Source organism: Sinorhizobium sp. NG07B (genome assembly GCF_002532005.1).
GTDB lineage: Bacteria > Pseudomonadota > Alphaproteobacteria > Rhizobiales > Rhizobiaceae > Sinorhizobium > Sinorhizobium fredii_C.
The window spans coordinates 1-14,621 of the sequence record NZ_NWTD01000030.1; the positions used below are offsets into that span (position 1 = coordinate 1).

The 14,621-nt window shown below is 56.4% G+C and carries 8 protein-coding genes and 1 pseudogene; 4 read left to right on the top strand and 5 right to left on the bottom strand.

The genetic code is table 11. The features are described 5' to 3' along the window. Positions 1–1,026: 1,026 nt before the first annotated feature. The 3 genes from CO664_RS29640 to CO664_RS29650 are packed head-to-tail and all read right to left on the bottom strand — an operon-like array spanning position 1,027 to position 5,793. Positions 1,027–3,723 carry a lyase family protein gene (locus CO664_RS29640; protein WP_097528078.1) on the bottom strand — a complete coding sequence of 899 codons (2,697 nt, stop codon included), beginning with the start codon at positions 3,721–3,723 and terminating at the stop codon, positions 1,027–1,029. Then, the gene (locus CO664_RS29645) at positions 3,720–4,781 is read right to left on the bottom strand and encodes a PLP-dependent cysteine synthase family protein (RefSeq protein WP_097528077.1); all 1,062 of its coding nucleotides are present in this window, start codon (positions 4,779–4,781) and stop codon (positions 3,720–3,722) included. Before CO664_RS29645 ends, CO664_RS29640 begins: the two co-directional genes overlap by 4 nt. A gap of 10 nt (positions 4,782–4,791) precedes the next feature. After that, positions 4,792–5,793, bottom strand: a complete 1,002-nt coding sequence (locus CO664_RS29650) for a hypothetical protein (protein WP_234819720.1) — start codon at positions 5,791–5,793, stop codon at positions 4,792–4,794. 478 nt (positions 5,794–6,271) lie between these two features. Between CO664_RS29650 and CO664_RS31620 the strand changes: the two genes are divergently transcribed. Beyond that, positions 6,272–6,397, top strand: a complete 126-nt coding sequence (locus tag CO664_RS31620) for a hypothetical protein (RefSeq protein ID WP_272938889.1) — start codon at positions 6,272–6,274, stop codon at positions 6,395–6,397. Between the two features lie 275 nt (positions 6,398–6,672). On the opposite strand, the gene CO664_RS29660 is transcribed toward CO664_RS31620, so the two are convergent. Together CO664_RS29660 and CO664_RS29670 are read right to left on the bottom strand one after the other, a co-directional pair. Continuing rightward, on the bottom strand, positions 6,673–7,788 hold the full coding sequence (locus CO664_RS29660; protein WP_097528074.1) for a saccharopine dehydrogenase family protein: 1,116 nt from the start codon (positions 7,786–7,788) through the stop codon (positions 6,673–6,675). An 803-nt stretch (positions 7,789–8,591) separates the two neighbouring features. Continuing rightward, positions 8,592–9,611, bottom strand: a complete 1,020-nt coding sequence (locus CO664_RS29670; protein ID WP_097528072.1) for an IS110 family transposase — start codon at positions 9,609–9,611, stop codon at positions 8,592–8,594. 1,093 nt (positions 9,612–10,704) lie between these two features. Here CO664_RS29670 and CO664_RS29675 point away from each other — a divergent pair. The 3 genes and pseudogenes from CO664_RS29675 to CO664_RS29685 all read left to right on the top strand — a co-directional run. Then, on the top strand, positions 10,705–11,940 hold the full coding sequence (locus CO664_RS29675) for an acetyl-CoA carboxylase biotin carboxylase subunit family protein (RefSeq protein ID WP_097528071.1): 1,236 nt from the start codon (positions 10,705–10,707) through the stop codon (positions 11,938–11,940). A gap of 707 nt (positions 11,941–12,647) precedes the next feature. Then, positions 12,648–13,568 carry a LysR substrate-binding domain-containing protein gene (locus tag CO664_RS29680; protein ID WP_097528070.1) on the top strand — a complete coding sequence of 307 codons (921 nt, stop codon included), beginning with the start codon at positions 12,648–12,650 and terminating at the stop codon, positions 13,566–13,568. Between the two features lie 198 nt (positions 13,569–13,766). Then, a pseudogene (locus CO664_RS29685) lies at positions 13,767–14,529 on the top strand (IS256 family transposase); the annotation flags it as partial. Positions 14,530–14,621 lie beyond the last annotated feature (92 nt).

Genomic DNA, 14,621 nt, shown 5'->3' on the forward strand with positions numbered 1-14,621 from the left:
TCTCCGCCTTAACGACGGACAGGCGCTGCAAGTATTCACTCCTGGGGAACGCCTGTGGTCCTCTCGGCATCGCCATTTATCACCTCTTGTTCGGGGAAACGGGGCGATACGGACCTATTCGCCGTCAGCCAGCAGCAGCTGGTCGCCCTTGCCCACCTAGGAAGTGCCTTGGCTAGACAGTAGCCGAGGTGTTCATGCGGCATTTGCGCGATTGCGGGTAATCCCCTACGCTCCACTCGCCATTGTTGCACTTGGATTAGATTCTCCAAAAAGCGGAAAAACGGATGCCGATACTGGGGGTGAATTTTCGCCACCGATTGACACCATCTTAGTACGTAGTCCCATTGGTCAACCACCTACTTGTACGTAGGCGAGGACGACGAGGCGCAGGCCCATATGATGAACCAGTCGGGACAGCTGAGTGCTGGTTCCCGCGACGCCTAAGGGTCCGGTGATCGAGTACAGCATTACGAGGATGAAGAGGACCGGCTGACTGGACCAACCAGCGAAGCTGATCGCGGCAACGAATGCAGGTCGGGCGATCATGTCGATCTGACACCGATTGTAGGGCCTAGCCGATCAAGCAGGACGCCCGCGACAGGGCTTACAATCAGGCCAGGAACGATCGCTGCAAATGTAAGCCACCCTGCCAAGGCCGGTGACGAAAACTGCGCCAACACGAAGAGAAACAGTGTGAGGACGAACATGCGGCTGGCCAGACAGGACAAGGTCGCAGCAACGATCGGAGTAAACAGGCCAGGAATCTTCAAAAGGCCGCGGTGTGAGTTCTGCTGTTCCATGTTGACCTGCGGTAATCGAACGAAATAAGGTTGCGAGCCATCAGGCTACGTCCTGCCGGCGCCAAGTGAGTAGTTCCACGGCAGCCGCTTAGGCTGCTTGGCGACAGGCATCTTCTGCGTCCTCGCCAAGGCAGCGCAGAAGAGACTATCTGCAGTACTCGCCGAGGCGACCCCATTGCCAAGTCAAGGCACCCGGCAATATTGGACCTTGTCCGTATGCACTCCTTCAGGCAGCGGGGTGTTGATCAATGAGTTCTTTCACCCTCCTTTTGCGGAGCACCTCAGCGCGCGTCCAGCGTTCCGATATATCGGCGCATTTCAGCTGCATGTCCCGAAGGAGCTTTTTTGCTACAGAAAGCTGGTCGCCGGTTGATCTTATTCCTGGTCCTCCTCCGAACTGCAAAGCATCTCTGCACTCTTCGAGGGTCGCCGGTAGTACGCCAGCGAGTTGGCTGGCCAGCTCGCTTCGACGCTCCGCCACGCTATCCTGAGACACGCGACTGGCGATCTCGCCAACTAGTGTGTGGGCCTTCCTGAAAGGAACCCCTCGCCACGCCATCCGCTCGGCGGCGACGGCCGTCATCGGTGAGCCGTCTTCCAGATTTTCACGCATCGAATGTAAGTTGAAATACATGGACTTCACGATTAGCGCTGTGAGGGTGATTGCCCGCTTCAGAGCATCCTCTGCAAGGCCCAGCGGAGAGCAGCCGTAGTTGCTTGCTTCGATGGAGTTACTGAAAGGCGCTTTGCAGGTTGCGATTGCCGCAGAAACGTATGCACCAACCACGGTGCTCGCCGACGCCTTTATGTGTTCAAGCAGAAACGGGTTCTTTTTTTGCGGGAGCATGGAAGAGCCGCCGGCGAGATTGTCGGGAATGTCGATGAGAGCGAACTCGCGCGTCGTCCAAACCTGCAGGTCCTGAGCCACACGACTGAGCAAGATTGAAACGCCAGCGAAGATTGAAAGCGCTTGCAGGTGATGATCGCGGCTTGCAACAGCATCAAGTGAGTTGAAGGACGGTAGTTCGAATCCCAAAAGACTTGCGGTCTTCATCGGATCTATAGGCATGCTGGTGCCTCCGCCAGCACCAGCTCCCATAGGGCAGTTCCTGATGTCTTCCAGCAAACGATGAAGGCGCTGGCGCTCGCGCCCCAGAGCGAAGAAGACGCCAAGCAGGTAGTGCCCTGGCGATCCGGGGAGCGCGATCTGATACTGACTGTACAACGGAGCCACGAGTCTCGATGCTTCCCCCACTCGATGGAGCACGGCATCTTGTGCAGTTCCTATCTGTTGCGAGATGGAACACGCAGCTTCCCGAAGTACCAGGAGAGAAATGGTCGCGTTCAAGTCGTTGCGGGACCTCGCAAGATGCAGCCAGCCGGCCCTTTCAGGGCCAGCTCTTGCGGCAAGTTCGGCCTCATAGGCCAGATAGACACCACGCGGAGCATCGCGTCCCTCCAAAGATTGAAAGCTCTCGTCCTGGAGGTCCAAGATGTGCCTGAGGAGACCGGCAGCGACTGTTTGGCTGACCAAGCCCTGGTCGGAAAGCATCACCAGATGTGCTTGGTCTATGACCGCTTGGTACCGCAGAAGGCGACCATCGCGCGAGATTTCGATAGCCGGAGCGAGTAACTTCATCGCTTCGGGATGTAAGTTCCACTTGCCCTGGCTTGACCCACTGACTTGCTTGTCGTCCTGCTCTCGAGTAGCCGGCGCGACATCGATCACCGTCGAATCGATCATCCGTTGAGCTGCCGCGGCGGCGGCATTGAGTTCATCAGCGACGCCTACGGCGTAGGCTACCCGGTCTCTGAAGTCGCCATGTATTTGAACTTCCTCCCCCTCAGATTTCAGCAGCCCCGCCTCCGGCACTGTCGGCTCTGGACTTCGAGAAAAGCTCAGGCGTTTGAGCTTGCCGGATTTATGAACGAGTTGGAAACGGATAGCTCCCGCCCTTGCGTTCGCGCGTGGAGGCGTAAACCCATCTCCCGCGTAAAGTCTAATCACCATGTCAAGAATTGACGTGCCCAAGGCGTGCGAGAGCATGACCGGAATCATTCCTCCAGCCAGCCTGGGGTTGACCTCAATGATGACGGGGCCCGTCTCCGTTATGACGAACTCCACATGAGCCGGGCCGAACGTCAGGCCCAGGGCCGACACCGCGCCTGCGGCAAAAGAGGTCAGTTCCCCGAGTAATGTCTCAGGAAGCGGGGCCGGGAAGTCGTGCCCTACCTCGATGAAGCAGGGAGCCGGCCCCTTGTGCTTGGCAAGAATTCCAAGGCAATGCAGCGCTCCATCGTAGGCAATTATCTCTGCAGAGTATTCCTTACCTTCTATATATTGCTGGATAAGGATGTCGGGACTGGGCAGATCCACTTGATCTAACAGCACGTCCTTTGCACTCTCAAACGCCTGGATGGCGGCTGTGGCACTATCACACAACCGCACGCCGCTACTACCGCTTCCGGAGACCGGCTTCACGACGACCGGCAGAGAAGCTTGGGTAAGAATGTTCTCGACATCTCTGATGGATGTGGCTAAGCGAGTTTCAGGGATCGTGATTGATTGCCGCTGTAACTCGGCCGCTTGTTTCCATTTGTTCCGGCATGTGGCTACAGCCTCCGGGTTCGGTGCTGGTAACCCCATTGCCGTCGCGACACGAGACGCTGTTTCCACAAAATAGTCCGACGATGAATATATTCCTCCCAGCCTGCCTAATTTGGCGGCCACCCCGATGAGTTCATCCGGACTACGCGTTTCAGCTTCGATCACTTGAGCGAAGGAGTCGTTAAGATACCGATAGCGTGCAGGATTGCGCGTGACGAGATAGGGCTCAAAACCCAGGACTCGCGCCCGCTTCATCAATAGTTCGCCAGTGCCGGTCGTGTTACTTTCCACGAAAAGGAAGCTACCCCGGTTCATGATGAAGCATTCTCCAGCACGTTTAGGACAGCTTCCCGGCTTCTCCGATCCCAATGATATCGGTTCCATGGTGGGAGAGCCGTCGAGGGATGATTTTCGGTTGCCGGGGCGTCCAGCAGATTACTTTCATGTAGACATGCGTTCTGCTTGAGCCACTCGTGGTCATATGCAGCTTCGACGTAGCGGTGACCTTCATCTGGACATATGACAACTATGGTCTCTCTTGGATACTGTCGAGCGCGCCAACGCCCAACGATGTAGCTCGCTCCGGAGGTCGGACCGGCAAAAACGGCGTGCCGCTCGTGGAGGGTCCGCGTTGCAGCAAATGCGAGCGGAGCCGAGATGAGATGCACCTCGTCATACAGTTCATGCTTCACGTTCTTGGGGACAAGACTGTTCCCTAGGCCACGCAGTTTCCGTTCGCCATCCTCTTGGCCAAAAATGACACTATTGAAGGTGTCCACTCCAATCAGGCGCGCGCCAGGGGCTTGTTGGCGGAGGCCCTCTATCGTTCCGCAAGTAGAGCCGCCTGACCCTACAGAACCGACCAAAGTTATGTCGGCGTCCAACATCCCCGATATTTGGTCGGCGAAGACCTTATAGGCTGCGGGGTTGTCTGGTGTTTCGTATTGCCGTGGCCAAAAGCAGGAGTGACCCAGCTGTTTCATCCTAGCGTGTAATGCGTCGAGGCGGCTTCTTTGATATCCACCCTCCCTCGCCTTTTCAGTTACTATGAAAACCTCCGCACCCAAGGACCTCAATCTGTTTTCCAGTCCCCTATCCATCACTGGGTCTGTGAAAATCTCGAGCTGCAATCCTCGTTCCCGGCAAACTACAGCCAAACCAAGCGCGAAGGTTCCGCTCGAGGTCTCGAGAACTTTCATTCCGTGCATCAAAGTCCCTCGAGTCAACGCTTGGTCAAGGATGTACTTCGCAGGCAGAAGCTTCATGAACGCGAACTGCGCAAGATAAAGATTTGTCTCACACCTAATAATACTGGGGAGAGCATAGGCATCAGAATAGCCGGAGAATGGCAGGCGTTTGCGAACAGCGTACATATTGCTTACCTCACCGGCAGCCAGTCATTGTCAGATATATTTTTGGCGAGTCGTCGAACGGCGATACATGGGCGAGCACGGACCTAAGCTTCCGTGGAAAGTCAGCCGCCATGCGATCAAGCAGGATTCCAATCATTGTGCCGCTGTGCGCGACTATGACGCCGAGAGCGTCAGTGGCCTCGGATGCATTCAGCATCGAGTTCAGATGCTCCTTTGGGACCCGCTCCTGATGCAAGAGCGCGCTGGCCGTCGCTATTCTGCCTATCGTGGTCGTGTCACCCTGCGAAATTGCTATCCGTGCGCGGTCGAGTAATTCGCGATATTCTGCTCTGTGACTGACGGAGATTTCGCCTCGCCGTTGATCATAGTCGACGGTTTCGACCATCCCTCCTTCGTCGATACCAACGATTGCAAGCGGCGGCATTTGCCCAAGGAATGAGAGAAGGCTACATGCGCGCTGCTGATATGCGACTACTCCTGGGTACATCACCCCGTCGGATGGCTCGATCTCCGCCATTAGCTTCTCGATCAATGATGTCCGGATCCTACGCTTGAAGCAGCAGGCGATTGACCGTGCAGTCGCAACAAGATCCGCAGACGAACTCGCCAATCCTTTGCCTTCGGGAAGCTCAGATTGCAAAAGGAGGATTCCTCCTGAGGAGCCGAGCGCACTCACGAGATTCTCAGCCAGTCGTTTTGCTTTGACTTTATGTGATGGATAAACGGTTACGGATCGTGTGCCTGCGACCGGCATGAAGTGAGCTCGCGCAAAGACCGCGATGGGCATCGTGACCAAGAAGTGAGGGTCCCGGTGAACGCAGCCGACCGGTAACTGGCCTTGCAGCAACTCGCCGAATGTGCCGCAACAGAGCGCGTCGCCAGTATAATCCCTTGACTGCTGTCCGTCTTCGGCGACTATCTGGATTGCATCCACGCCTTCGAACGTCTGATGATGAATGTATGGCTTCCAAACTTGATCGGCGGCCGCTTTAAGAAGTTCTCTAGTCGACACGCTCGCCCCGCTACCCGAAGGCCCGATAAGATGGGTAGAACTTTGGATCGCCATATCACTCGTCCGTCAGGTGCATTGAAGTGATCCGAGTCATCAGAAGATTGTCTCGAGTTTCCGATGGGATGCTCTCAGGCATCTAGGTTGCCCAGGTGCCTGACCTCAGACTTGGGGTGAATGTAGCATTGTCAGCGATTTGCGGTCGCAAAGGTTCTGTAAAATTTAGTGTAGGATATGTTGCACCCTCATATGCCCGCGGCGTGGTATGGATCGCCCGAATGCCGGATGATCTCGCCCCCGGGGGCCTGCTGGTAGTGATCTGTTCGCAGGCCATTCCCTTAGCGAGTCAAGTTTATCAACGGTGATTTCGACGGAGGGGTTGTAGATCAAGCGATCCACGATAACCTCATGCTGATACCGGGAGCTGGCTGGTGATGATGGTGGAGCGACGTCACCGGTCTTCACGGATTTCGAGGAGGTCATGTCGCGCTTCATCGTCGAGCGGCTCGAGGACCCAAAGGACGTAGCATTCAACGGGCAGCGGTCGCAAAGCCGTTTGATCGAGTTCATGGAAGAGTTGACGCCGCGTGCAATTAACTCGTCGTAACACCCGTCCCTTGTTGAAATCGCCAACCAATTTTGCCTTTCTTACCGGGCATGCCGTTGTCCAGTTCGCGGCGGCCGCACAAGCGGCGATCCAGCGTGCGAGTGGTTGGTCCCCGAGTTCTGATCTACGAAGAGCTTGCCAGCGACAAGCTTGTGCCCCCGCTGGATCTGCCGATGGACAGCGCCAAAGCTGCGGGTTGGCCTGGCCGCACGAGGGGAGTGGTGGCTAAATCGACGATCGGTAAGGGCCGCAAAAATATCTCGGAAAACACTCGCTCAAGCCGCAACCCAAGCACTTCGGTGGCTTGCCGCGTCTCCTCGCCGATAACAAGCCCCGAAGCGGTTCTCCAGAAATGCGTCGAGTCCAATATCTTCTTGTCGGATGAAGCCCTGCGCTGCGATCTTGCCGCCGTTAAGGAGGTCGAGGGCCGCGCAGATGCTGGATGCAGTGGTGATCTGAATTGCGCCTCTGAAACGCCCGCCCACCTCAGCGCTGTAGATTTTGTTCGCGTAGGTTTCCTGAACTAACCGGCCGTCTCTGCGTCCCGAGACGGTCACGAAGATGATCACGACATCCTGCACCGTGGTCGGCAGCGCGTGTTCGAGTATGTCCTTCAGGACATCGCGGCGGTGCCGTAGCCCCAGGTCGTGCAAAAGAACCTTCATGATCGCTGCATGACCTGGATAGCGTATCGTCCGGAAGTTGAGTGTGTCGACCTTGCCCTTCAGCGTTTCGCAGAGCGTTCCGAGTCCGCCAGAGGTGTTGAAGGCTTCGTAGGTGACGCCGTCGAGCGAGAATTCTTCACGTTCCTCCAGAGCGGGGACTTCAATGAGCTCGCCGTCGGCGATCGCCTCGCAGGGCTGAATGCACTCGTTAATGACTCCGTCGGTGCTCCAGGTGAGGTTATAGTTCAAGGCATTGCTCGGAAACTGCGGGAGGGCGCCGACGCGCAACCGTACGTCCTCGAGGGTGTCGAACTTACGCGACAGGTCTCTTGCTACGATGGAAACAAACCCCGGTGCCAACCCACATTGTGGAATGAAAGCGGCTTTGCTCGTTTTCGCGATCCGCTTCACCTCCCGCGTGGATTCAACGTCTTCCGTGAGGTCGAGATAATGCGTTCCGGCTCTGGCCGCAGCGCTGGCGATGGCGACGGTGAGCTGGAAGGGCGCCGCGCTTAGGACCGCGAATTTTCCGGACAGCAGCGCCGCTAAGGCTGCTTCATCGGTGATGTCGAGGTTGGCCGTCGAATGCGCAGGACCGCTTCCGATCTCCACCAGTTGTTCGGCGCTTCGGTCAACAACGGTGACCTGATAGTCCCCGGTATCCGCCAGCAATCGTACAATCGTAGAACCGATTTTGCCTGATCCGATCACGACAATGTCTTTCATTGTTTCCTCCTGCAGCAGCACGGCGATTCTGACGTAGCTGCAGTTAAACACCTCGCGAACCTGATTTTTGTAAAACTTCCATTAAGTTTTGGGCAGAGCGCAGGTCCAGGCGCGAAGTCCCCGTAATCGAACCAATCAGGATAGCAGCACGCCGAGAGGGGTGGGCCACGCGCTTCCTCAGAACCAGCCTTTTCTATCAGACGTCCGTGTTGAGGCATTGAAGCTGCCATAGGCTGTGCTCCAACTCGTCGGCTGGCCAGATCGCGTGAGGAGGGCGCTAAGAGGCGTCCGATGAAAGAATCCAAATGAGGGGGCTTTTCACAGCGTTCGGTGATTCCCTCCTCCGGTCTTTAATTGGCGAGGAAATATGGCTCGCGCATTGAGCGATGATATCCTCGGCAGGGTTCTGGCTGCATCTGGGCGGTGGGATGTCCGGTGGCTGCAGCGCCGCAGCGCGGTTCGGGATCGGGATTTTCGACGATTGCCTGGGTGGCGGGCGCGTCCCCCAAGTGGTTGTCTTCTCTATTCGGCGTGGTGAGGTCAAGCACCTTCTGACTGTCCGTAGCTATGGCGATTGATGTCTTCGCAGTATCGCGCTTCTCTCCGGGCTCGGCCTATGTGGCCCTCCCATTATGGGACCAGAAGAATGAGGCGGAACAATCTAATCGGCGACCTGATCGCAATAAACGACCGTACCAAAACAACCACGCGAACTCACCCCATGCATCGTCCTGCGAAGGACATCTTTCCACCGGCGGCGGAATCTTCTTGTCTCCTTTGGTTCTCGTCACCTTGGTTGCTAATTACGCAGCAACAGGCAAGCTCTCCCGTGTCCAGCAGAATTCGGTTCCGTCACTCCACATGCGATGCATGATCACAGCAAGCCGTCGGGCCAACGCTACAACCGCCTTTTGCCTTCCGCGGCGTCTGGCGATATTCATCGCCCAGGCTTTTAGCCACGACCATTTCTTAACGTTTACAAGCAGGACTTGCGCTGCTTCGTACAGCAGGGATCGCATCATCGCGTCACCGCAACAGGATACTCGCCCGACCCGTTTGCTTTCACCAGACTCGTTCAGTTTCGGCGTCAGCCCGAGCACAGAACCGACCGCCTTTGAATGTGCAAACCGGCCAGGGATATCGATGGTTGCCGTATAGGTGAGAGCAACAACGGGGCCGACACCAGGGATCGTCGTCAACCGGCGACAAACGTCATCCTCGCGGACCAAATCCAAAACCTTCTTGTGCAGCTTGGTGAACTCGTCGCGCAGCAGTTTGCGTGCAGCCAACAATGGCTGCATGATTTCGTGTAGATCAGGCCTGTCTTCGACCAGCTCATTGATCCGCTCCTCGAATTTGACCGTGCCGACCAATCCGACTTTCAGGCCGAAGTTGCGCAACAATCCGCGAATGTCATTCGCGATGGCGATGGCTTTTTCCTGCAGGAGTTTGCGCGCGGTCAGCAATGCCCGGTGCTTCTGGCTCGTCAGTGTCTTCACATGCACAGGCCGGTAGAGATTGACGCGCATCATCTGGGCTATTCCACGCGCATCGTTGCGGTCCGTCTTATTCGGTTGGGCTTTCAAAAATGCCTTGGCATGCCTGGTCTCGATGCAGATCACCGGCAATCCTGCCTTGGCAAGTCCTTCATAGAGCCATTGCGACAGTGGTCCGGCTTCAAGACCGATCCGCTCAATCTGCCACTTCGGGTCCTTGATCACCGAGATCAAATCCTCAGGGTGAGTGGGAACTTTCGTCTCCCGGCAAATCTTGCCTGTCTCATCAACAATGCAGACCGCGGTCTCTTTCACCGACACATCCATGCACAATAGTGTTTCATGCTCCGCTTCTCCTTTGATGTTGAGGCTGTTGAAAGAAGACCTCGTTTTACCATCAGCCAGAAGCGCAGCACCGCAATCCACAATGGTCAACGCTGAGACGCAAAGCCGAATATCCCATCTAATCGCATTCCAATCGTCAAGGTAGTTTAGGCATTCGGCGACCTTGCCAGGTTGCGGGTAGGCAACCACTTCACGGGACACGATCTGGGTGGCGGGCGGACGGCGGACTCAGGTGAGCTGCCAAAGAGAGTCGACGTGGAGGCTCCCGACTCGAGGATCATCAGGTTTTCATCATCGGCAAAATCTAATATTTTCTGCGTCTGGAAGAGAACCGATCACTCTATCGGCTGCAGCACCAGCCGCCCTCTGTAAGGGTGAGTTAGGCGCTGCCAAGGCCGAGCTTCAAACGGCACGTGCGAACTTCAGGTGCATTCGTCGAACGCCCAGATTGTCTATTCCAAAGACAATCGCCCGGAACATTGTGTCCGACCCCAAATTTGACGTCCCTGGATATCAGTCCCGGCCGCGACAGGTGGCGAAGCAGGACCGTTGTGGCGGCGTCGTCAGCTCGGAGGCAGTGTCACTGACGACATAAAGCGATCTCCAATTCTTGTAGCTGGCCCCAGCTACCAAAACGAGCTCCACCCCGTAGTCTGCCCTCCAACCTTCAATAGCTCCACCTGATCCTGCGAAGTTGGGCCCACTATTACCGCCACTGGGCTTAACGCCAGTCGAATGGCCATAATCTCGACTGCTACCTCGGCCATTCTTTTGCATTGTCGACGAAGCAGATACGTGTTTTGCTGCGGGATAAACCGTCGTCAGCCAATCCCAGGATCACTGTCTCATACACGAGCCGGTGGCATCTCGAAGCTCGAAATCTCCGAGATAGATCCAGAAGAGTCGGCCACACCGATGGCAATGTTGCAACAGGTCCTTCAACTAAGTTTACAGAATCTTTACGACCGCGATACCGATCCAGTGATAGCTTCACCACAAAGCGGCGGGCAGAGCTGAAAAGTTGATGTCTATTACGTTTTGATTGCCGCACAGCGTGCGACGGAGCTCGGTGCCAATGACAAGAAGAGCGCTCATCCTGCTCGAAGGCCATGGGAGTATTGGCCTGCTATACGTGAAAGCGGCCCGACGTCTTAACCTTCATCCAATCACCCTATCGACTGATCCAGCTAAGTACGACTATCTTGCGGCGGAAGGCATTGAGGCAATCCGTGTCGACACCGAAAACCTCGATGCGCTGATCGACGAGTGTTCCCGGCTGCGTGCTACCTATGACCTTGCTGGCATTACGGGCTTTTCAGGCGACGACGAGTCGGTCTATGCGACGGGCGTCAAGCTCTGCAGGCATTTCGATCTACCGGGACCAAACCCCGAATCCATTACACGATGCTGCGACAAATTTACTCAACGTCAGCTCCTCGCGGAGGCCGGCGTTCCGATCCCTGCTTATCACTTGGCGGCGAATCCGGCGGAGATAGAACGCGCTGCCACAAAGATCGGGTTGCCGGTAATCATTAAGCCAGCTCGGGGCAGCGGCAGCAGCGGAGTCCGGTTGTGCCGGAACCCCGAGGAGTTGGCCGAGCATACAAACTATCTGTTAGGCGGACAGCATGTGTGGCGATCTTCGCCGAGAGTACTGGTCGAAGAATTCGCACAAGGCCCCTTTTTTAGCGCTCATATGATGGGAAATGAGGTCGTTGGAATTGACGCCGCCGAATTCGAACCCCCACCGCATTTTGTTTTCCGTCATTTCACCTGTCCGGCCCCGCTAACTGATGAAGAGCGTGAGCACATCGCCGATGTTTCGCGGAGCTGTTTGCCAGCTCTCGGTCTTGGCTGGGGCCCGACGAACGTTGATCTCCGATTGACGAAGCTTGGTCCGGTCGTCATCGAGGTCAACCCGCGCGTTGCGGGTGGAACTAGTCCTCGGCTTATTCAGGCGGCCTGCGGTGTCGATCTCATTACCGAGCACATCAGGCTTGTCGTTGGCCACGAATCGGACTTGCGCAGACGGCATTCGCATTTTGCGGCCGCGCAGTGTCTAAATGCTGATCGCGATGGCATCCTAAATTGGATCGATGGCGACAGTCGCGCGGCCGGCATACCCGGTGTGGCCGAGGTCAAATTGTACATTAAACCCAAGACCCCGATCGTCAGGAAGGGTGACTACAGAGACCGCATCGGACATGTCATCGCCGAGTCAACCAGCCGTGCTCGGACTGCGACGATACTTCAGCGCGCCGTCGACTTAATCAAATGGTCGATTACACCATTTCCGACAGTTGGAAAATAGAGACGATCTACCGCCGGATCACCAGCGCAGGTGCTTCCAGGTGGAACAACTTGCGCAATTAAGAGCATGAGAGAGCTGGTTTCCTGCAGGGAGCTGAATTGGGGCGCACAGCAGGACCGGCATGCTGCGGGTCACGCGCCGACGAATTGCTTGGCGAGCGTTCGGATTTGGATCGAAAGCCTCCTTGAGCTGTCCGTTTTTGCATCCGAACGAGCTGCATGAGCACTCCTCCTACATCGCAGTTGACCTTCGAGATTCACCACGACGCGAGGGCGAGGCCTTACCAATGTCGCTCGTTTGCAAGAGAGGATTTTTCTCTACCAATGGAGTGAGGCTTCTATCCCGATCAGCGCGCGCTTGCCTCGTCCCAATTATGATCATCACTAGGTTCAAGGCACCTGGGAGGGGCGTTCAGGCGCTTCGTAAACTCCTCGAGGTCTTTTTCGTTCAATCCATGAGCGGGGCCTATGACCTGATTACCAAAATAGCCGCACCACCAATCAGTGGATTCCGACAGGACGGTCGATGTGACCGGCAAGATTGCTGGCCTCGAATAAATCATCCTCTCAACCCGATTCCGGCGCGAAACAGGGGTTCACCCGGGAATACCTCGAACTCTGCACTTCTCGATCGGGCCGATCGTCATCTCTTCGCGGCCCAATTAACTCTGGACTGCGAGTTCAGTTAATAGAAGGTGTTTGTGCCCTTTGCAGTCCGTAGGTAACCGCAATCTGCCGTCTTACGCCTTGTTGCGCAGCTTTGAGTGCGCTGCGAGGCATGAAAGCTTTACACAGGCGGCGGAGGAACTTCATCTCACGCAAAGCGCGGTCAGCAAACAAGTTAAGGAACTCGAGGAGACGATCGGCGTGACAATGTTCCGGCGTGTGGGACGACGCGTCACACTGACCGAGGCTGGCAGCCGGTTTGCGGCAGATTTGGGAGTCGATCTTGAGAACCTGAAGCAATCAGTAGCTCGGGCGATCGCCGCTGGCAGGCGAAATACCACGTTGCGTATCGGTGTCCTGCCAACATTTGCCAGCCGTTGGATGATCCCGCGATTGGGCACGTTTCTGAACGATCATCCCAGCATCGAAATCAGGCTTGAGACCCGCACCGTACCGTTTAATCTCACACAAGAACGCTTCGATCTCGCGATCCATTTCGGGAAGGCCAACTGGCCGGACGCACGTTTGAACAAGTTGTTCGATGAGGAAATGCTGCCGGTTGCATCCCCCAAATTCCGCGATAGATACTTGGCGACCGAGCCTGCTCACATAGCGGAGGCTCCACTTCTGCATCTCATAACTCGCGAAAGCGCGTGGGTTGAATGGTTTGCCATGAAAGGAATAACTGCTAAACGGCTGATGAGCGGCCGACATTTCGATCAGTTTTCCATGATCATCTCGGCTGCCGTGTCTTCGATCGGCGCCGCCCTTATACCCAGATATCTCATTGAATTGGAGCTCGAGTGTGGCGCTTTGATCCCGCTGAGCGGCACACCCCTGAAGACGCATAACAGCTATTTTGCAGTGAGCCCGGCCGGCGACGTCAACCCGCAGGTAAACGCTTTTACGCGCTGGCTAATGTCGACCGCGCGGCGCGCAAGCATGAAAAATGGCCCCGAGTAGACCCGGCTGCGGCAAAGAAGCTATGCCATCTCCTGGGACATCATCCGCTCTTCAGCGTGCGCTGTTTTTTACATGCCGTGATGATGTCGATCTCGATCGTGTCCCGGGAGGTGGTGTAGGTCCTGAGGTTTGGGCGGCCATCAGCGTTTTCCATTTAGGGTCGGGTTGTTCAAGACCAACCTGATGGAAAGATCACCGATGACCAACGACATGATGAACGTGCGCTCGCTTGTTGAGAAGAGCGCCGACGCGGATTTGTTGCGCGAGATGATTGGCTTTGCGGCCGAACGGTTGATGGAGCTGGAGGTTGGCGGCGCGACCGGTGCTGGTCGGTGAGAAGAGCCCGATGCGGCTCGCCCAGCGCAACGGCTACCGTGACCGCGATTGGGAGACGCGCCCCGGACCGTCGAACTGCGCATTCCCAAGTTGCGCAAGGGTAGCTATTTCCCAAGCTTTCTAGAGCCGCGTCGAATGGCGGAGAAGGCTCTGACGGCCGTCATTCAGGAAGCCTACATTCAGGCATCTCGACGCGCTCGGTAGATGATCTGGTCAAGGCCATGGGCATGAGGGTATCTCCAAGAGCCAGGTGTCGCGGCTATGCGAGGAGATCGACGTCAAGGTGAAGGCGTTCCTCGACAGGCCGATTGAAGGTGACTGGCCATACATCTGGATCGATGCCACCTATCTGAAGGTCCGCCGCGGCGGGCCCATCGTTTCCGTTGCCGTCATCATCGCCGTTGGCGTCAACAGCGACGGCTGGCGTGAGGTACTTGGTATGGAAGTCGGCACGTCCGAAGCCGAGCCGATCTGGACGGAGTTCCTGCGCCGGCTGACCCGCCGCGGTTTGCGCGGTGTGAAGCTTGTCGTCTCCGATGCGCATGAAGGCCTCAAGGCGGCTGTCACCAAGGTTCTTAGCGCCACCTGGCAAAGATGCCGGGTGGGGCTGTTGAGGAATGCGGTAATGCGTCTTCAACAATATCGCGACGTTCGTGTGGAAAGGAAATTATTGTCGCCTTGGAGATCTTGGATTCTTCCCGAAACGCTTACCCAGCA

Excerpts from the sequence above, each read along its gene's own strand:
- CO664_RS31620 (WP_272938889.1), top strand. The coding sequence starts at position 6,272 with ATGTCGCGCTTCATCGTCGAGCGGCTCGAGGACCCAAAGGACGTAGCA.
- CO664_RS29675 (WP_097528071.1), top strand. The coding sequence starts at position 10,705 with ATGACAAGAAGAGCGCTCATCCTGCTCGAAGGCCATGGGAGTATTGGC.
- CO664_RS29640 (WP_097528078.1), bottom strand. The coding sequence starts at position 3,723 with ATGAACCGGGGTAGCTTCCTTTTCGTGGAAAGTAACACGACCGGCACT.
- CO664_RS29670 (WP_097528072.1), bottom strand. The coding sequence starts at position 9,611 with ATGGATGTGTCGGTGAAAGAGACCGCGGTCTGCATTGTTGATGAGACA.
- CO664_RS29660 (WP_097528074.1), bottom strand. The coding sequence starts at position 7,788 with ATGAAAGACATTGTCGTGATCGGATCAGGCAAAATCGGTTCTACGATT.
- CO664_RS29645 (WP_097528077.1), bottom strand. The coding sequence starts at position 4,781 with ATGTACGCTGTTCGCAAACGCCTGCCATTCTCCGGCTATTCTGATGCC.